This is a genomic window from Paraniabella aurantiaca (assembly GCF_050309965.1).
GTDB lineage: Bacteria > Bacteroidota > Bacteroidia > Chitinophagales > Chitinophagaceae > Niabella.
Genome location: NZ_JBLOSY010000001.1, coordinates 144,459 through 163,367, shown reverse-complemented (window position 1 = coordinate 163,367; position 18,909 = coordinate 144,459). Strand labels below are relative to the sequence as shown.

Genomic DNA, 18,909 nt, shown 5'->3' with positions numbered 1-18,909 from the left:
TGATAAATGAGGCTGTCTCAAAAGCCCGAGACAGCCTCTTTTTATTCGGTAAGGTGATGGAGCGTGATCTCAAATACGCGATTCTCAGAGCCTTCAAAAACCTTTTGATACACGCTCATTTAAAATAATGGACCACCGATCTCGTGTATGTTTCTTTTAGAAGCTCCGCAAGTAGTCAGATTTATCAAAGGAATTTATTTTTCCATAGAAGGAATAATAATCGTGCTTTCACAGTTTTTAATGGGTGGTATCCACCACCGCTACAAACGCCCTAACTATAAGAAATAAATTGGCCAATGAAAAGATCCCAATATAAAAGGCCCGCCCTAAAAAGAACAGGCCTTGGCTAACCTATGAAAAACACCAACTTTCGTTTAGTGAACCTTTTGTTTATTGACGCTATCTATATTATGACTACTTAGCCATGCTCTGAAATCAGCTGCACAAGCCGGCTTATAATGGATAATTGCCCCACATTGAAGTAAAATGCTGAAAAGCCCTGAAGCTTCTATATACTTCTTTAAATCATAAGCCTCATGCTCAAAGCCAGGATAGGTAGCTTTAGGTGTCATTTTCAAGTTATTGCTGATACGAATATAATTAAACCACAATATAAAAACAAAATTATTAATCGTTGAATTCAGGCTAAGATCGCCTGACGGCACCCGGTGTTATACCAAAATGTTTCCTGTATGCAGCAATAAAATTGGTCACCTTTTGATAGCCAGCCAGCTGTGCAATCTCCTTCATGGGTTTGCGCGTGTCTTCAAGCATTTCTTTAGCGTTCATCATTTTTTGATGAAGCGCCCAACCAAATACACCTGTGTGAAAGAGTTGCCGGAAGCCTTTTTTCAACTTAAACTCATTAAGACCTACGGAACGCGACAGCTCCCGGATAGTAGGTGTTTTTTTATCTAAACTTTGTTCCAATAATTGCCGGGCCTCATAAATCCTGGCTACCTCATGTATCGTAAAATGGTGCTTGCTTTCAGATAAACTATGCTTCAGTATAAAAAGCAATAGCTCGCGTACTTTCATATCAAAGTATAAATGCTGCATAGCAGTATCATAAGGGCAATGGAGCAATTGCAGGCATATATCCCTTACCTGCGGCGGTGCCCAGTAGGTAGCCCGGCCACCCAGCCAGCTATTTCTATTTTCTTCAATGATCTTTTCCAATTGCGGAAAATAACTGCAAACCTGCTGTAACAGGTCGGGGGCATATATAATCTCCAATAATTCAAAAGGGCTCTCCTCCTCCATTGTACCACGGCAATCGGCCTTATTAATATATGAAACCAGGTAATGATCTTTACGCAGATGTGCTTTCCCCAGGTCAGAAATGTCTTTGCGTATGCCATTCTTCAGCATAAAGCTACTACATAGCCCGGCAGAAGCCTGCCAGCCGGTTACTAATAGCTGCCTGAGTTTATACCCACTACTATAACGAATTTGGAAACCCGGGTATTGAATTTGCTGCATCACTACCTCAACCGTATCACTTAGTATACTTTCAATAGTACCATTCCTTACAATTGGGCCGTTATAATGCCCTGGTAATTCGTTCCCATAGCATAGGCCTGGTGCTTGCGGTGCATTAATTTGAATGTTCATAAGGCTAGAATATTAGCATTCAACAATACATAAATATACACTACTTAGTATATTAAAAAATTCACAATTTATTTTAAGAATAAAAATCCCGATCGCATATAAAATCAGCTTTTTAGAATTACGATCAAAACCGAAAATTGTATTGCCAAACCAACCCATTGATACACCCTACTAATATTGATGCTATGAAATGTAAACGATCCCGTCACCGATTATGATCCGATAGCACCTATCGTGGATCATTGTAGCCAGCAGTAAAAACTTTCCTTTAAACAGGACAGGTTAACTAAACCCCATACAGAAAGGGCAATGATAAGCGGTGCTATCAACGTGACTTTTTTTTTGTGACATTTCCGGAATGTCACACCCAACTTGTCACCAAGTTATTTTTTTAACCTGCTAAAAAAGATCAGAAATGAAAGAGATTAGAAAAGATTTAAACCTAACGCAGCAGGAAATGGCCTCGCTGTTAAATGTATCGCGTAGCGCGATTGCCATGTATGAAAAAGGTATGCGCGAGCTGCCGGCTGCGGCATCATTAGCTTACAATAAGCTTATGCTGTTCTGGCAACAAAGTATGGGGCGGCAAAGAACGCTGCGCCCCATCAATAGCCCCTTCTTACAGGTGGAACAAACACAGTGTGTGGCCAGGCTAAAGGCTTGCCAGGAAAGAGCCGCCGCAACTATAGTACACATTACGCAACAGCTTTCGGCAATGGAACAAAAGCACCAGAAACTGAGCCAGCAGCTACATGTTTTACAATCGCTGATGCAGGATGCCAGGCCAGGCACTTTGCAGATGAGCCTGTTAAAAAACCGGGAACAAATGGTTTTGATAAGGCTTTCGAAATGCAGCCCCGAAAGGCGGCAGATGCTGCAGTTCAGACTACAGGTATTAACAGCGCGACAAAAAGCAGCGCTGTCTGGCAATGTTATTTTACAACAACAGGCAGCTGTTAATAATACTTAAAAACAGCAGATCCCTATTGGAAAAGGCATGCAGGCAATGCTAGGTTTGGCTTATTGTTTCACCTTTTAAAATTTTATGTTATGCCCAATTATCCATTAGTACAACTTACAACAGTTGCCGATTGCGATGCTGCATTAGACATTGCAAGAAATGAGCAAAAAGACCTGGAATGGAAAAAGCTCAGTTTTGAAAGACAGCAGGAGCAGTATGGAAAAAACTCCGTAAGCATTGAAGCCGAACTGCTGGGAAAGCAGTTTGAAAGAGACTCCCTAAAAACTGTAATTGCTGCTTTACCCGATGGTCCGATGAAAACAGAGAACATTAACCGGTTGACGAAGATTGAGTACAGCATTCTTCTTTTGCAAACCCGGAAAACCAACTATGGTAGTGTAGCTCTGATGGAGAAGCATTATGAAATCCAACGCGTTCAGCGCGAACTGGAAGAAACGGCCTCATTCATTTCGGAAATTGAAGAGCACAAATCAACTCTTTGAGCACTCAGGCCCTACCAGCAAGCCGCCCCGTAAGGCGGCTTGTTTAAACCCACTTTTTAAACTCTAAAAAATAATCAATATGAAAAAATCATTTGAAGCAATACCACTAAATATTTCTGAGCAGGCCAAAATTCTGGGTGTCACAAAACTTGAGTTGGTTACTTACCAGTTGGGATATGACTTGCAAAATACAACCATACAAAAACGACTGGATTGTTTTTACAACTTTGCCGAAGAACAGCTTTGTGAATGTATTGAAATATTTTTTTTAAGTCCTGACAAGTTAAAAATTGCTGCTCCTTTTGTCAGGAGACTTCGCTTAGAGATTAATGTACTTGAAGCCCATTTAATCAGGAACAAGTTAAAACTAAAAGCTATGGAGCGTGATTATAGGGATAAGCGACCAAAGTTTCAATTATTAAATGCGCTGAGACATGCAAAAGTCGATATCATATACGATCCTGATGAACTAATACCGCTCAAAACCAGAATAAACAAAGAAGTAGCAAAAATTGATCGGTATGAACAACTCCTATTAGAGTACAGGATAACCAGGTATAATAACGACCTTGCTGCAAAAAAAAATCTTCTCAAAGAATTAACTACTATACTCCCCGAAATACATGATGAAGATACCATTAGCTGAGATTATGCTTGTATTTATCCTTCGGATTATACGGTAGCTCAAAAAATATATGATGAATTTAAAATCATTTAAAAATAAGTTATGAGTTCATTTATACAATACTCGCCAGACGCAAGATTGTTAACCTGGCTGCTCATAGTGTTCATTCTTGATTTTATTTTTGGCCTGCTTAAAGCATCCTTTAACGGCATACCCCGTACCTCGAGAGGATTACGAAAGTCGGTAATTAAATTACTCCAATATGGCGGCTGTATTATTGTGTCAACAGTGATCCTGAATATTCTTTACGGCTCCGGCGAAAATTTCGGGCAACAATTTGCCTGGATATTTGGTGACATGATGCTGTACTTTATGATCTATATAGAAGTGGTTTCAGTTATGGAAAACATGGAAGCCATGGCCCCTGCCAGCTTCTTTGTGAGGCTATTTGTAAGGCCGGTACGACGGATCATCACCTTCCGGTTGAAGAATCTTTTCCAGGAAAATACAGGCACAAGGGTTACTCACCCTCCGGAAAAGGATATTTTTAAAACCCCGCCTGAAAAATAATGTTTTAATAAACACCTCATGCCATGATACTTTTAATATACCACCAGCTTAAGTTACTCCAATGCTTTTAGTTCAGGCTGCATCTTTTGTATTTTTTACCAACCCGATGCCCGAGAAGAAAAAGATCAACCCGATAACACCCACCACAATCAACGAGGTATAACTGGTGCTCTTATTGATGAGCTCGTAGCCTGTGTAAATAAGGCCTGTAATCCCTAAGATAGTCAACACGGTTCCGAAAATGCGTTTCACATTCATAATCCTGGTTTTTAAGAGTAGCTACGCAATATCTATGCCTTAATATGCGCAATGCTGTCCAACTGGCGCATACGAGCTTTACCACTACCAGCTATTTGGCAAAAAAGAAATATCTTACAACCGATTGCAACAATACCCTCCGATTATGATTCTTAAGCTGTTTTATAGTGCCTTGTTTCTTCTTATAACAACTAACTTATTCGCACAACAACCCCCACCCGGGAAGCCGCGTATATTGATCAGCTCAGATATTGGCGGCACCGACCCGGATGACAACCAGTCGCTGATACACTTGCTGATGTACAGCGAAAAATTCAGGTTGGAGGGATTGGTTTCCTCCCCCTCTTTTGGCGAAGGCAGCAAAGAAGAAATTTTGAAAACCATTGATCTCTACGAAAAGGATTTGCCCCAACTGAGCAGGTATCAAGAAGGACTGGCCGATCCAGAGTTCCTGAGATCCATCACCAAACAAGGCCGCAAAGGTGCGGCGCCGTTTAAAGGTTATAGCCAGCCCACAGAGGGTTCTGACTGGATTATTACATGTGCCATGAAGCAGGAAAAGGAACCCCTATGGATATTGGTTTGGGGCGGACTGGAAGATGTGGCGCAGGCCCTGCATGATGCACCGGGCATACAGGATAAGATCCGTATTTACTGGATCGGCGGACCCAATAAAAAATGGAGTGCCAATGCTTACGCTTATATAGCGGCCAACTTCCCCAGGCTTTGGTTTATTGAAAACAACTCCTCCTACTATGGCTTCTTTTCTCACAGCGATGAGCCTGACAGTGTAACTGCTTCCAGCTACTATGATCAATATATAAAGGGAAATAGTTTTATGGGTAAAGACTTCATCAATTACTACAAAGGCGAGATCAAAATGGGAGATACTCCGTCTTTGCTTTATATGATGGATGGCAACCCCAAAGATCCTACCCGTGAAAGCTGGGGAGGCAGCTTTGCAAAGATCAGCTATAGTCCCAGAACAATACTCGAACATACCACCACTAACAAGGACACTGTTGCCTACTGTTCTATTTTAGAGTTCAGGTTCACCGTTCCAAACACAAAAGCCGTTAAAGATTCGGTTTATTTTTGGATGGAAGTGCCTTATGGCAATACAGTGCAGAAATGGCCGGGCTATTATACAGGCAACGGCGTATTTTCTTTAAGATATATTCCTAAAAAAGCGGAAACACTCCATTACACTTTTACTTCTGATATTAAAGAGCTCGATGGCAAAAAAGGTACTATAGTGGTAGCTAATCTCTGGCCGGGAAAAAGAGGCGCTGCAGACTATCGGCTGGGCAACCACTGGTACTCCGACAAACCTGATACCGGTCTTTACTTTGGCAAACTACAGGGTGGAAAAACAATTTCAAAATGGAGAAATGCCATTCTTACGGATTGGGCCGGCAGATGGGCATGGCTGAATGAATAGAAGCCTGTAGTTTTAACCTGTTTTTACCATTCCCGATTCCATCTGTGCCGGCAGTAATGCTATATTTGAAATCGTGCGAAAAGCAATCCTTTATACCAGAAAACATAAACAACTCCTATTGGTAGGGTTGCTGGTATTTGCATTGGCGCCCTGCACGGTAAAAGAAGCCTGGTTCTCGCTCGCTGGTTTGGATTACACTAAACCGCTCAATGGATCTAAAACCACCACTTCGGGTCAGCAATGCCAGTATAGCTATTTAAGTGCGCAAAAGATGGCCGTTCAGCAAAAGACACGTGCTAACAAAAAACTCCTTTCCAGCTATCTCCCGTACCAAACTTACACGACAACAGCAGCCGAAATCTGCTCCCGGGATTCTGTCTATTCCAGGGCCAATAGCCCACCCATCTACATTTTATATAAACGTTTGAAGCTGGGTATGGTGTAGCATAGGTGCCATTCATATTTTCGCTATAGTCATGCCCGCCCGTGCCGTCCCTGCCCGCCTGACCGGACGGGCAGGGACGGGGAGGCATCTCCTGAATAGCAGCGGTTTTCCCGTGGCGAACGCATCTGTCATTAATAATAAACAGGTATCAAAATTATTATTACATGTAGTTTACCCTCCCCTTCCAGCCAGTGAGGACACTGGCCAGGGCTATGCCGAGGTTGGTGTCTCACAAACCAGTCGGATGCATTTCAATACAATTGATGCCGGTTAGTCATAATATATCGCTGCCATGCAGCTCTACCGCCTTTATGACTATTCTTTTACTAGTTTATCGCAGCTACGCTGCTTTTATCATTGTGATCATTGCCGCATAGCGGCATCGCATTCATAGAGGCCATCATAATTCGTTAGTTACCGGAGCTGCGCAGCAGTGATCTATGTTGTTTCAAACCAAGAGGAATGGATGCGGTTGCCCCGGAGATGCCCCACAGGCTCAAAAGGACCTGCAAAACGAAGTATAGCACAAAGCTAAAATTTGAATGGCACCCTGTAGTATTTACCAACTGCAATTTATCTTTTTACGTTTAATAAAATATCAGTTACATGAAATTGACTTACAAGGAAGCGGCGGCTAATCCTGCCGGGCTTTTTACATTAGCCCTGCGCTGGGTTATCGGCTGGACCTATTTTTCAGCGTTCTGGAGGCGACTTATACTCGAAAACAAGCTTATTCCCGGGGAGGCCGGGTATATCGGCGAAAAATTCAACCACTTTCTTCCTAATGCATTAGGCATTCAACCCATTATTAAATACCTGGTTACCCACCCGGAAGCCCTGCAGCTTTCTATGATTGCTTTTACCATCATTGAAGCCATTGTGGGCCTTTGCCTGATACTGGGATTATTGACCAGGCTGATGAGCCTGGGCGTGATGCTGCTGGCAACCGGCATACTGCTGGGTTCGGGCTGGCTGGGTACCACCTGCCTCGATGAGTGGCAAATTGGTGTGCTGGGCATTGCGGGAGGGTTCACCCTCTTCTTAAGCGGCAGCAGTGCTTTCTCCCTGGATCATTACCTGGCCAAAATCAATCACCCGGTAAGTAGCAAAAAATGGTTTCCCCTCCTGGGATCAGGAGCATTCCCGGTTCATAACCACCCCCGTTTGATTTTAAGTATATCGCTGCTGATAGCGGCAATCACTTTGTTCACCAACCAGTATTTCCACGGCGGCGTTTGGGGCACACTGCATAATAAATCGGTTCGCCCCCAGGTAGAGATCTCCGATATCCGCTATCAGGCCGGGGAGCTGAGTGTGCAGGTTTTCAGAACAGAGGGCGCTGACGTGTACGGTTCTTTTTTGATCGGCATAGACATACTCAATGAACAGGGAGAGATCATCCGGTCATTAGGCCCGAAAGAGTTGTCGCAATTTTCAACAGGAAAAATCCGTAATCATTATGTTGCCAAAATAAAACCGGGAAAGCATAGTTTAATTTTGCCCCTGGGCGCCAAAGCAGACCTGTTGATTCCCCTGAAAGGCTTGAATGTTCATCAACAATATATACTCAGGTTAACCGACATTAATGGGGTAACCTGGGAAGCAGGTTTTACAGCCGTTTAACCGGTTTATTAATAAAAGAACAAGGCCCGCGGGTCTTGTTCTTTTTATCAGGTAACACGGATGACTGCTAAACCAGAGAACCGGCGCTGACCTTATTGAAATCCTCCGGGCCGGGTATGTTTCAAATATTTTTGCCAGGCTTTGCCCATACTGCTGTCATAAATACGAAATAGTTCTTACACCTCAATTTCCATGCAAGCCCCCAAATGAAACAAATGAACAATAAACAGGCACTCTAAAGAAAGACAAATTTCAACTTTTGTAGAACCTTTGCTGCATCTCTAAAACGCGATCCTTTAAACTATTTACGCATAGAAATAATATGATCGACTTTTAAATTCTGATACCTAAAACCAGTAAACCAATCAATCATGCAAAAAACAAAAAACAAGTATTTTATACCAGTTGCTGCTGTGTATGCCCTTATCATGCTGATACAGCTGGCCTTAATGCCCGCCTCAGCGCAGGCACAAAATTGTTTCGCCAATTCGGGTTGCCAGGACTATACCAACTATGGTATTAATTCCACAACCGCTGCCACCCTGGAATACGATAATATAGTAACGGGCGCCGGCCAAACAATAGCCAGAAACGCTAAGGGAGAATTAGTGATTTTTGGGCGCTATGCTGCAAACGATGGCGTCAGAAACATACTATCGCCCATGCCCATTAACAATATTTTATTTCCGGGCCTTACCGGCACTCCTTTAAAAGCGGGTATTGGCTCTTTTGGAAGCGATGCACAGGTAATATTATTAACAACTGACGGGCTTTGGGCCTGGGGTGTTTTAAATTCTGCGATCAGCAGCACGCTGGTGCCCAACAGGAAATTGACTAAAGTGCCGCTGGGCCTGCCTGCCGGCGTAACTCCTGCTGATGTGAAAATGATGTTTGTTACTTACAAATCCATTGCCATTACTACCTGTGCAGGAAACGTACATGTACTTACCAATAGTAATAGTCCGTCGAATGCTGTTTTACGGGGTGATGGAACTACCGGTACACCTGCAGGCTGGAACACCACCTGGTCAACGGTACTTAAAACAGACGGCACTCCTCTTACAAACGTGGTGGCCACAAGAGGCGGATGGGGTATGTTTTATGCGCTAACCAGCAGCGGTGAGTTATATACCTGGGGCAGCTATACCTGGTTGGGTACCGGCACCACTGAGACTTCAACTCAAATCAGGTCTCGTGCTACCTTAATGACACTTCCACCTGCTGATGCAGCTGACGGACCGATTAAAATGATTGGTCTTACCGCTGATGACTTTATACCCCCTACTTATTATGTGCTATATCAAAGCGGTAAATTATTTGCTATGGGTGCCAGTGGTGCCAGGAACCGGGGATATTACACACTAACGAACGGCTCATGGAATGTACCGGAGTACCCCAGTGCGGGTAATCCTAACGCTGCGGGTCCTTTGATGACTGATATTAAATGGATCTCGCCCAATGAGACCGACCCGGCTTACCCCTCGATCAATGTAATTAACAGCGCTGGCAGATTATACAATTTCGGAGAAGAGGTTTATGGTAATTTAGGAAGAGGCGCCGGTGACGCTTTACGTTACCCGGGCCAGTCGCCAACCCTTACCGGTACCGATGTCCTGGCAGCAGAAGCAAGCGGTTATAATACTGTAGTTATTACAAAATGTCAACCCAATTTTGGTATTGCCGGCGACAACTTTGATGGCAGCCGGGGAAGTGGAATTGCCTCTACCATTATCGACGACGATTTTACCTTTAATACAGCGGGCCTTAAAGTATGTGGTATTTCAACGCCCACTATGCCGGAAATTAACATACTCGGCGCTCCCTCCATCAATGATGTAGGTGAATACTGTAATGGCACAACGGTAGAACTCGACCTGGTACCTGCAGGCGGTACGCTGGCCATCAGAAGCGGTACAGCCAACCTAAACACTACCGATAATACCATTAGCTTTACCACTGCCGGTTTGGTAACCATCGGCTATACGGTAACTGTACCGGATTGCGGACCGGTTGAAGTCATTCGTGTGTTCAACGTAAACGGAGGCTGTACCCCTAATATTACTTTAACTGGTAGCGTATGGAGAGATAATGGCGATGCTGTGATCAACGGTGGAGAGCCCAACTACGCCAACAATATGTGGGCAAATCTTACAGGACCTAACGGCGAAGTAATCAGTTCTGTAAGAGTGACAACCAGCGGAGTAAACCTGGGCAATTATAGTTTCTTAGTAAGCAAAGCCATTATTAACCAAATTGGAGCCGGCAATTATGCTGTAATTCTAACCAATGCCAGCAAAAGACAGGGAGCTATTCTTACCGCTGCCGATATACCTGCAAACGGTTATGGGTACACCGGCACCAACAACAACGGTACTGCTAATCCCAGTAACAGAACCGGCAAACTTGATGTAGGTGACCTCATGGCAGCGACCGATAACAGCACACTGCCTAATTTATCCTTTGGTATCAGCAACGATCCTTTGGTATTACCGGTAAATTTCGGCTCAATCACGGCAAAAATAATAAATGGCCAGCTGCTTGTTGAATGGAACACCCTCAAAGAAAGCAATAATGACCATTTCGAAATTGAAGCATCTGTTGATGGGGTTAATTTCACTAAAATAGGAACCGTACAATCGAAAGCGCTAAATGGAAACTCTGAGCAGGCTTTGCAATACCAGTTCCAGAAAGATGCTGCAGATAGTAGTTCATTACTGTTGAGCCTTGGTATACTGGCACTGGGTGTGGCCGGTATAGGTACAGCACGCAAATTCAGGCTGGTATTCGGCTTCCTGCTATTGCTGGGCGTTACCGGTTTTGTTGCAGGATGTAAAAAAGTAAACCAGGATGGATTGGAAGATGGAAAACTGTTTATTCGCATTGTGCAAGTAGATAAAGATGGTAGTAAAACACAGTCTAAAGCAATAGCTGTTACCAAAAACTAAACCCTATCTGCATTTATAAATGAAGCCGGGAAGGCTGTCTCAAGGTACTTGAGGCCGCCTTCTTTTTCTTAATATACCTATCCAAAACAGCTTAAATATAACTTCTCATGCTATGGCACTTAATAAGTACCGGCAATGGCTTATTTACACAGGGTGAAACCGGGCGCCCGGGGCCGCCGGAGTTTATGCGGGTTGATAAAAAAATTAAGCAGGTAGCAAGGAGCTGACCTTTTGGGTCGGCCCTTTTATTGGGCGGTATGCATGGCGCCCAATAAACAGCCCCCGGGTAGACACCCGGGGGCTTATCTAATCTAACCTAAACTCCAATAAACATTACCATCTGCTTAAAACCGCTCCGTTCAAGTTGCGATTTCTTATTCGCTTATCATAAGGACTAAAAAACCGGGGGAGGGTGCTTAATAAAATCTTTCCTATCTTCTTTTGGCAGTTAGAGTATCCTGGTTATTGCAACATGTATTCTTTATAATTTTGTTGTTCAGGTATCCGCCCATCGCTCTAAAAAAATATACCGACCTCTTGCGTACCTGAATCCCTCTATACCTGCCGCAGCCGGTTTCTTTGAAAACAACTCCAGGCCATTCTCAATCAATTACAGAACTTCCTCCGGCAGGTAATGAGCCTGCATTGCAAACTCATGTTATTATTTGAAAAGCTACCCTGGCTCCCAATTTCAGCCGCAACTGTTTTGCAGGCAATAAATTATTGTTGCGAAGTTCACCCCGAAGCAATTAAAAGCATTTCCTTAGCATGCCAATTTTTAGCTAATTCATATCAGGCAGGCTAACGGCCTCATCCCCTCTTTACAGGTTGTTAGCTCAAAAAGCAGTTAACTACGAATATTGCAATGATGCGGCTAGCCCGGAAGCCGCCAGGTCATAACTCAGGTTGAGCCGGCAATGTAAGTACAAAAACATTAAGGTCCCCGGCCGTTTCAAGAGTCAAAGTACCCCTGTGCAACAGTGCAAGCGACCTGGAAAGCGCCAAACCAATACCGGTGCCCGGTTGATTGTTATTTTGCTTTAAACGGGTAAAGGTTTCAAATACTTTTTCACGGTCTGCCGGTGCAATCAACGGCCCATTACTAGCTACACTGATTTGTATAGTATTGGCGCCCCTGCCGTGCGTTGCCGATAGGTTTACTATGCCTTCGCCATACTTAATGGCATTGTCGAGCAGGTTGGTAATGATCTTGGTAAGCGCCTCGCGGTCTGCATATACCTGCGTCAGTCCCTTTTCTATCTCTGATTTAAACACTATTCCCTTTTCCTTTATAAGCGGATCAAAAATAAAATAGATAGACTCGAGCAAAGGTGATAGTTCTATTAACTCAGGCTGTAATTGCACCTGGGCACTTTCCGTTTTTTTCAAGGTAAGCAACTGGTTAATGAGCTGTATAGCCCTTTGAACCCCCTCTTCCATGATGGTAAGATACTTTTGCGTGCGCGGCAGGTCCTTACTATCATTCTTAGCCATTTCAAGTGGTGCTTTTAACAAGGTTACCGGTGCCCTTATCTCGTGAATAACATGGGTAAAGAATTCTGTTTTCGATGCATAGATCTCTTTCTCTTTTTCAATTTCATATAACATCGTCATTCTTTTCTGTTTTTCGGCTAAGCGGTTTTTATAGATCCTAAAGGCCAGCAATACTAAAAGAGCAAGCGATAATGTATACAATAAATAAGCCCAGATGGTTGTATAAAAGGGGCCGTCAATCCTGATCTTAAGTTTTCTTTCATTTTGCTGCCAGATGCCGCGGCTGTTGGTAGATTTAACTTTAAAAACATAATTGCCGGGAGGCAAACCGGTGAAGCTTACATTGTCCCGGCTTTTGATATAATGCCAATCATTATCCAAACCTTCCATCATATAAGCGTACCTCACCCCCTCCGGAGCCGCATAAGTAAGAGCGGCAAAGTTGATATCGAAAGAAGACTGCCGGTAGCTGAAAGTAATAGCTTCTGTGATAGTAGCAGAACGTTTTAACGGACCGTTTTCCTTATCAATCGCAAGAGGTTTGTTTTGCATTGAAATGCTGGTTATATAAACAGGAGGCGTAAAATTTGCCTGGCGTATCATTCCCGGTTTCACTCTTATCAAACTACCCTGGGTAGCGATGTAAATATCCCCGTTCCGGGCCTTATAAGAGGTAACATAAGAAAACTGGCTTCCGAAGAACCCTTTTATCTGGCGATAATTAGTAACAGTTTGAGAACCAGGGTTAAAAAATACCACCCCCCCTGTTGTAGTTACCCAAAGGCCTCCGTCATTATCCTCCGCAATGCCGGTTACAATATTGGAAGGCAAGCCATGCCTTGTAGTATAAATACGCACCCCGGTATTTTTAGTATTTACGTGTATCAGGCCGTTACCTGTACCCAGCCAAAAACTGCCGTCTTTTGCTATAAGAAGGGCCGAATTGATACCCGTAGGTAAAATGTTCTCCCCGTCTACCATTACCTTCAATTCTCCCTTCAGGTTTTTCCGGGCGTTATAGAAAAACAAACCATGGCATAGTCCCCAAACGGTACCATCGGCTGACTGGGCAATGGCGTTGTAAGGTGTGAGCTGTGGAAAAGAAGTAGCTGTTGTAAATGCCCCGGTTCTTTTATTATACCGCGATATTCCGTCTGTTGCGCCTATCCACACGGTTTGGCTATCAACATCCGGGTAAATAGACATAATACGATTACTTTTCAAACCCGACTTCCCGGGTCCCTCTGTAAAACGGGCTGTTATCGTCTCCTTATCAACATCCATTACATCTATTCCATATCTCCAGGCGCCTATCCATAGCCGGTTCCCGTCACAGGCCAGCCCCAGCAAATCGGGACCGGAAAGACGCCCCTTTTTACTCTGGGGAGAATAGGTTACAAACTGCCGGGTTGCTATGTTAAACTTATTAAGACCATTATCACCGGCTATCCATATATCTCCTCCGGGATCTTCTGTAATATTGGTAAAGGCTTTCCCGCTTATACTATTACCGGCGCCCATAGCCGGCATATATATTTCGAAAGCGCTGCTTACCGGCGCATAATAGCTAATTCCGCTTTGATAGGTAGCGCACCAAATACCGCCTTCCGTATCCTTGAAAAGGCCCTGCACATCATTTGCCGCGAGGGAATTACGGCTCAGGCTGTTTTCACCGATCTTACTTTTGAACCGCCCCAAGCTATCCAGGATATAAATTCCCCTCTTAGTAGCCATCCAGTATTCATTAACGTTGACCTGAACAAAATCGCGTACGGTAACACTCGAAGACAGATCAATGCCCATTTGCAAAGTCCTTACCTGGTGCGATTGCGCGTTGAATGCTTTAACCCCCTGCATCACTCCTACCCATAATTTACCGTTTCCTTTATCAAAAATTTTAAGGATCCTCCGGGTACTGGCGGGCTGCTGCTCAGTATTTACCGGGTAGAATATAAAACGACGCTGGTCAGGTAACCATAACCCGAGCTCGCCGCTCTCGGTTCCTACCCACATTTGCCTGTTATTGGTTACAAAAACATCGGTGTACAGGCGCCGTTCGGGATTGGCATATCGTTTTGCCTCGCGGTTTGCCGGATCACATTCGTACATATCATTACGAAGTGAGAGCCACACTTTCCCGCCAGGATCTTCTGCCATGCCATACACCGTACCATCAGGTACATTTTTAACCTGCAGTAGTTGTTCAGTTGTATCGTTGAAAACAAAAATGCCTTTATTAGTTGATAGCCATAGAGCGCCGCTGCTATGCACCAGCATATCCCATACATAGAGCGTTCCCACAACCTTTGCGTTATTAGAAAAATTACGAAATACTTTAAAATCCTTACCGTCAAAACGGTTCAGGCCATCCGCAGTACCCATCCATATAAATCCCTTTTTGCCCTGCGCTACGCAGAAAGTGGTATTGTTGCTAAGACCGTTCGTAATATCAAAATTGGTAAGGACATGGAGCTGCCCGTTAGCGGCAGGCGTATTCAGCAAGTAAACGATAGCGTAAACTATCATTATAACACGCGCCCTTTGCAACAGCATAAAATTTGAAAAAGCAGCCATGGATAAAGTCTACAATGTTTAGAACTAGTTAGATCATTCAAATTTAGGGCAATCCACCCGACTACGCTAATAAGGTCAAAAAATGAGACGCTTGAACAAGTAGTTTCTACACTGACTACCGTACCCACATCCTGATACAAATAACAAAGAAATTGGAACCTATGGTAAATTAATTTCATTTGTTTTTCTCCAACTTTAATATAGCGACAGGTGCTTAATCACATTTCGCAGATCAGGTATTGGATATTGAAGGCTTATAAGAAGAATGCTTAACAAAGAATCAAATATTTAATCTAACGATTGACGAATCCGGGCCTGGATGGCAAACAGTTGAACAGAAAAAAAAGATGGCAAACTTTCACCCCCATATTACAACTGAAAACAATAACGCTGCCATCAACAAGCCATACCTGCATTTTTATGATCAAAAGATTACAGCAAGAGCAGATGAGCTTATTAATCTTACTGGCTTGTCGGTTGCCGAGATCATTTTAACATGTACATCCCCCCCCTCTAACTTTTCTGAATTTTTCCGGGAACAGACAATTTTTACTCCGGGAATATTAAGAAAGCATTACCAGCAGAATATTCTAAATTATAAAAAAACCGAAAAGTTCACCATAGTCAGCCCGTTTACCGGGCAGACCTTTGTGCAACATTCACTTAAAAATTAAATTTAAAAATCATGGCAAGAAACGATGCAAGAGACAAAGTAGTGGTAATAGCCGGAGGGGGCAAAAACCTGGGTGGCCTATTAAGCAAAGATTTTGCAGCCAAAGGCTCAAAACTGGTGATCCATTACAACAGCGAAAGCTCTAAAGCCGAGTCGGAGCAAACTTTGCAGGAAGTGCAGGCCGCAGGCGCCGAAGCAATTTTGGTACAGGCGGATTTAACTAACGTTGAAAATATTACCAAATTATTCGATGCAGCCATTGAAAAATTCGGTGGTGTTGACATCGCTATTAATACCGTGGGAAAAGTATTGAAAAAACCATTTGGTGATACTACGGAGGCTGAGTATGATAGCATGAGCGACATTAACTCTAAAGTGGCTTATTTCTTTATACAGGAAGCCGGAAAAAAACTGAACGATAACGGTAAGATCTGTACGATTGTTACATCCCTGCTGGCGGCTTATACCGGGTTGTATTCTACTTACGCCGGAATGAAAGCGCCTGTGGAGCATTTCACCAGGGCCGCTTCAAAAGAATTCGGTGGTCGTGGCATTTCTGTTACCGCTGTTGCTCCTGGCCCGATGGATACGCCTTTCTTCTACGGACAGGAAGCCGACGATGCAGTAGCTTATCATAAATCTGCCGCAGCATTAGGCGGACTTACCGATATTAAAGACATCGCTCCATTGGTGGAGTTCCTGGTAACTGATGGCTGGTGGATTACGGGTCAAACCATTTTCGCCAACGGCGGTTATACTACCCGATAATTTATTCAAAACCCTTGAAAAGATAATTGAAGGCCTTAACCGCTTTCAGTTATCTTTTTTTAATCACGCTACAAAAGCTATGGTACTAAAAATCATTAACGCAGCACTGATACTGGTTGCGGTTTTTATGGGTTTAAAGCAGGGCTACGCCATGTTTTCAGGAAAACCCGAGATGCTGGACATGTTTGGTAAATGGGGATTTAATAAATCCGGATTGATGATCAACGGCGCTATTACCATAATAGCAGCGTTGTTCATATTAATTCCAAAAACATTTGTGTGGGGCAACTTCTTAATGGCCGCAGGCATATTACTGATTATTTGCTTTCACCTGCTGGATAAGGATTTTAAAGGCGTACTGGTAGAACTTCCGTTTCTCTTACTCAACCTGGTTATCATCTATCTGCAACACCCTTTAAAAAAGGCATAACACCACATCGCTTCTGGTAAAAAACAAGCTCATGAAAATCGTTTATGTTATCACCTTATTAATGCTGGGCGTTTCATTTACAGCCTGTGGGCAAAATAAAAACCGCTCTGGTAAAACAACCCAACAATCAACTAAAAAAGAAACTACTATGGATTTTTCAAAAATCACGAACGACAAAGTAAAACAAGCTATAGAAGCGTTAGATGCAGGCGATAGAAGCTGGTATGCCTTCTTCACGGCAAATCCTGAAATGACGGATGATGGCAATACAGTCGATTTCAAAAGCTTTTTCGAAAAAGCACTAGGTAATGAAAAATTCTTAACCATCGATAAAGTAGAAAATGAAGGGAAGCATGTATATGGCAATTTTAAAGCCGGTCAGTGGGGAACTTTCAAAGTATTTTTTAAGTTCCATTTAAATGCCGATGGAAAATTTGACCGCCTGGATATCGGGCAGTCCCATTAATGAGCAGTAGCAGGAAAAACCAATAATCAGCAGCGGCTTTTTCCAAACAGGGAACCAGGCTATCTTTTCTACCTGCGGTAACAGTATCCATTAATAACAAGGATCATCTTTCAGTTATGAATAAATTTCAGCACCTACTCGATACTCAAAGGGAACATTTTTATACCGATATCACTAAAACATACGAATGGCGTATGGACCAGCTACAGCGCATGGAAAGGTTTCTGACCGAAAACCAGGACGCTTTTTGTGATGCACTACACAAAGATTTTGGGAAACCGACCTTTGAGCAATTGTTTGAAATTACCGTACCATTGGGTGTTATCAAATACTACAAAGAAAACCTGGTTAGCCTGATGAAACCGGAGCCGGTTGAAATTCCAAAGGGACTGGAAGCAACCGGGAACAGTGGTATTATTTACAAAGAGCCTTACGGGGTAACACTGGTAATAGGTCCGTTTAACGCACCGGTTTTATTGCTACTAGACCCGGCTATAGCCGCATTGGCCGCCGGCAACCCGGTTATATTAAAGCCTGCAAATACCACGCCCGCCGTTGCCGCTTTATTTGCCGAACTCGTTCCGCGATATTTTAACCCCGAGGCAGCCACGGTAGTTACAGGTGGCAGGGAAGAGATCACCGAACTACTGCAATTACCTTTTGATTTTATATTCTTTACGGGAAGTTCCAATGTGGGTAAGGTGGTGATGCGTGCAGCAGCCGAAAACCTGACTCCGGTGATCCTCGAATTAGGAGGACAAAATCCTACTATCGTGGATGAAACAGCCAACCTGGATATTGCTGTTGACCGTATTGCATGGGGACATAATGCCATATCCGGTCAATGGTGCATTGCCCCGGGTTATGTATATGTTCATGAATCCATAGCTGAAACATTTATCGAAAAGCTAAAAGCTTCAATTAAAAAAATGTACGGCGATGATCCGCAACAAAGCCCGGACCTGGCCAGGATGATCAGCGAGCACGATGCGGAAAGAGTGGCTTCTTATATCATACCGGAGAAAGTGGTAATTGGCGGCAGGTACGATGTAAAAGCAAGATATGTGGAACCCACTGTTTTATATCCCAGCACCTGGGAGGACCCAGCTTTGCAGCAGGAAGTTTTCGGTCCCGTGCTTCCAGTGCTGGTGTATTCAGATCTGAAAGAGATCGCCCAGATCATTAAACGAAAACCCAAGTCGCTGGCTGCCTATATCTTCAGTAAAAACCAGGCTAATATCGACTACTTCCTGAATGCGGTTTCATTTGGTGGTGGATGCATTAATCAAACTAATCTGCATTGCTGGATCGATAGTCTTCCATTTGGAGGTGTAGGCTATGCCGGCATGGGCAAATACTATGGTAAGGCAGGCTTTGACGCTTTAAGCAATACCAAAGCGATGCTGGTGGGTAACCCCGACCTGGAGCTGGATGTATTTCCACCCTATGCCGGTAAAGATATCGGAGCCTCCTTAAGCTTGTTCGGCTAATGCTGTACAAAGCCCGACCAACCACCTAA

The 18,909-nt window shown here is 43.6% G+C and carries 17 protein-coding genes; 13 read left to right on the top strand and 4 right to left on the bottom strand.

The window, feature by feature from the left end; all coding sequences use genetic code 11:
• Positions 1 to 374: 374 nt before the first annotated feature.
• Entirely contained in the window at positions 375 to 572 is a 198-nt protein-coding gene (locus ACLOAU_RS00675) for a hypothetical protein (RefSeq protein WP_427859887.1), read from the bottom strand.
• Between the two features lie 73 nt (positions 573 to 645).
• Positions 646 to 1,614, bottom strand: coding sequence for a helix-turn-helix transcriptional regulator (locus ACLOAU_RS00670; RefSeq protein ID WP_427859886.1), 969 nt, complete (start codon positions 1,612 to 1,614; stop codon positions 646 to 648).
• A gap of 415 nt (positions 1,615 to 2,029) precedes the next feature.
• Here ACLOAU_RS00670 and ACLOAU_RS00665 point away from each other — a divergent pair, with 415 nt between their 5' ends.
• The 4 genes from ACLOAU_RS00665 (at position 2,030) to ACLOAU_RS00650 (ending at position 4,273) form a co-directional block, all read left to right on the top strand.
• On the top strand, positions 2,030 to 2,584 hold the full coding sequence (locus ACLOAU_RS00665; protein WP_427859885.1) for a helix-turn-helix transcriptional regulator: 555 nt from the start codon (positions 2,030 to 2,032) through the stop codon (positions 2,582 to 2,584).
• Positions 2,585 to 2,664: 80 nt separating this feature from the next.
• Complete coding sequence (locus ACLOAU_RS00660; protein WP_427859884.1) at positions 2,665 to 3,078, top strand: hypothetical protein; 414 nt, start codon at positions 2,665 to 2,667, stop codon at positions 3,076 to 3,078.
• 79 nt (positions 3,079 to 3,157) lie between these two features.
• Positions 3,158 to 3,724 (top strand): hypothetical protein, encoded by a 567-nt coding sequence (locus tag ACLOAU_RS00655; RefSeq protein ID WP_427859883.1) that lies wholly within the window; start codon positions 3,158 to 3,160, stop codon positions 3,722 to 3,724.
• An 81-nt stretch (positions 3,725 to 3,805) separates the two neighbouring features.
• Positions 3,806 to 4,273 carry a phage holin family protein gene (locus tag ACLOAU_RS00650; protein ID WP_427859882.1) on the top strand — a complete coding sequence of 156 codons (468 nt, stop codon included), beginning with the start codon at positions 3,806 to 3,808 and terminating at the stop codon, positions 4,271 to 4,273.
• A 72-nt stretch (positions 4,274 to 4,345) separates the two neighbouring features.
• Here ACLOAU_RS00650 and ACLOAU_RS00645 read toward each other — a convergent pair whose 3' ends face one another.
• Complete coding sequence (locus ACLOAU_RS00645) at positions 4,346 to 4,531, bottom strand: hypothetical protein (protein WP_427859881.1); 186 nt, start codon at positions 4,529 to 4,531, stop codon at positions 4,346 to 4,348.
• 145 nt (positions 4,532 to 4,676) lie between these two features.
• Here ACLOAU_RS00645 and ACLOAU_RS00640 point away from each other — a divergent pair, with 145 nt between their 5' ends.
• The 4 genes from ACLOAU_RS00640 (at position 4,677) to ACLOAU_RS00625 (ending at position 10,985) form a co-directional block, all read left to right on the top strand.
• Entirely contained in the window at positions 4,677 to 5,972 is a 1,296-nt protein-coding gene (locus tag ACLOAU_RS00640) for a nucleoside hydrolase-like domain-containing protein (RefSeq protein ID WP_427859880.1), read from the top strand.
• 73 nt (positions 5,973 to 6,045) lie between these two features.
• Positions 6,046 to 6,417 (top strand): hypothetical protein, encoded by a 372-nt coding sequence (locus tag ACLOAU_RS00635; protein WP_427859879.1) that lies wholly within the window; start codon positions 6,046 to 6,048, stop codon positions 6,415 to 6,417.
• A 606-nt stretch (positions 6,418 to 7,023) separates the two neighbouring features.
• The gene (locus ACLOAU_RS00630; RefSeq protein WP_427859878.1) at positions 7,024 to 8,040 is read left to right on the top strand and encodes a TQO small subunit DoxD; all 1,017 of its coding nucleotides are present in this window, start codon (positions 7,024 to 7,026) and stop codon (positions 8,038 to 8,040) included.
• Between the two features lie 371 nt (positions 8,041 to 8,411).
• A complete protein-coding gene (locus ACLOAU_RS00625; protein ID WP_427859877.1) occupies positions 8,412 to 10,985 on the top strand; it encodes an RCC1 domain-containing protein in 2,574 nt (857 codons plus the stop codon).
• An 894-nt stretch (positions 10,986 to 11,879) separates the two neighbouring features.
• On the opposite strand, the gene ACLOAU_RS00620 is transcribed toward ACLOAU_RS00625, so the two are convergent.
• Complete coding sequence (locus tag ACLOAU_RS00620; RefSeq protein ID WP_427859876.1) at positions 11,880 to 15,053, bottom strand: ligand-binding sensor domain-containing protein; 3,174 nt, start codon at positions 15,051 to 15,053, stop codon at positions 11,880 to 11,882.
• 347 nt (positions 15,054 to 15,400) lie between these two features.
• Here ACLOAU_RS00620 and ACLOAU_RS00615 point away from each other — a divergent pair, with 347 nt between their 5' ends.
• The 5 genes from ACLOAU_RS00615 (at position 15,401) to ACLOAU_RS00595 (ending at position 18,880) form a co-directional block, all read left to right on the top strand.
• Positions 15,401 to 15,727: a helix-turn-helix domain-containing protein gene (locus ACLOAU_RS00615; protein WP_427859875.1), complete on the top strand. Its 327-nt coding sequence runs from the start codon at positions 15,401 to 15,403 to the stop codon at positions 15,725 to 15,727.
• A gap of 11 nt (positions 15,728 to 15,738) precedes the next feature.
• On the top strand, positions 15,739 to 16,494 hold the full coding sequence (locus tag ACLOAU_RS00610) for an SDR family oxidoreductase (RefSeq protein WP_427859874.1): 756 nt from the start codon (positions 15,739 to 15,741) through the stop codon (positions 16,492 to 16,494).
• A gap of 79 nt (positions 16,495 to 16,573) precedes the next feature.
• A complete protein-coding gene (locus ACLOAU_RS00605) occupies positions 16,574 to 16,924 on the top strand; it encodes a DoxX family protein (RefSeq protein ID WP_427859873.1) in 351 nt (116 codons plus the stop codon).
• Between the two features lie 31 nt (positions 16,925 to 16,955).
• The gene (locus ACLOAU_RS00600; RefSeq protein ID WP_427859872.1) at positions 16,956 to 17,390 is read left to right on the top strand and encodes a hypothetical protein; all 435 of its coding nucleotides are present in this window, start codon (positions 16,956 to 16,958) and stop codon (positions 17,388 to 17,390) included.
• 116 nt (positions 17,391 to 17,506) lie between these two features.
• A complete protein-coding gene (locus ACLOAU_RS00595) occupies positions 17,507 to 18,880 on the top strand; it encodes an aldehyde dehydrogenase family protein (protein WP_427859871.1) in 1,374 nt (457 codons plus the stop codon).
• Positions 18,881 to 18,909 lie beyond the last annotated feature (29 nt).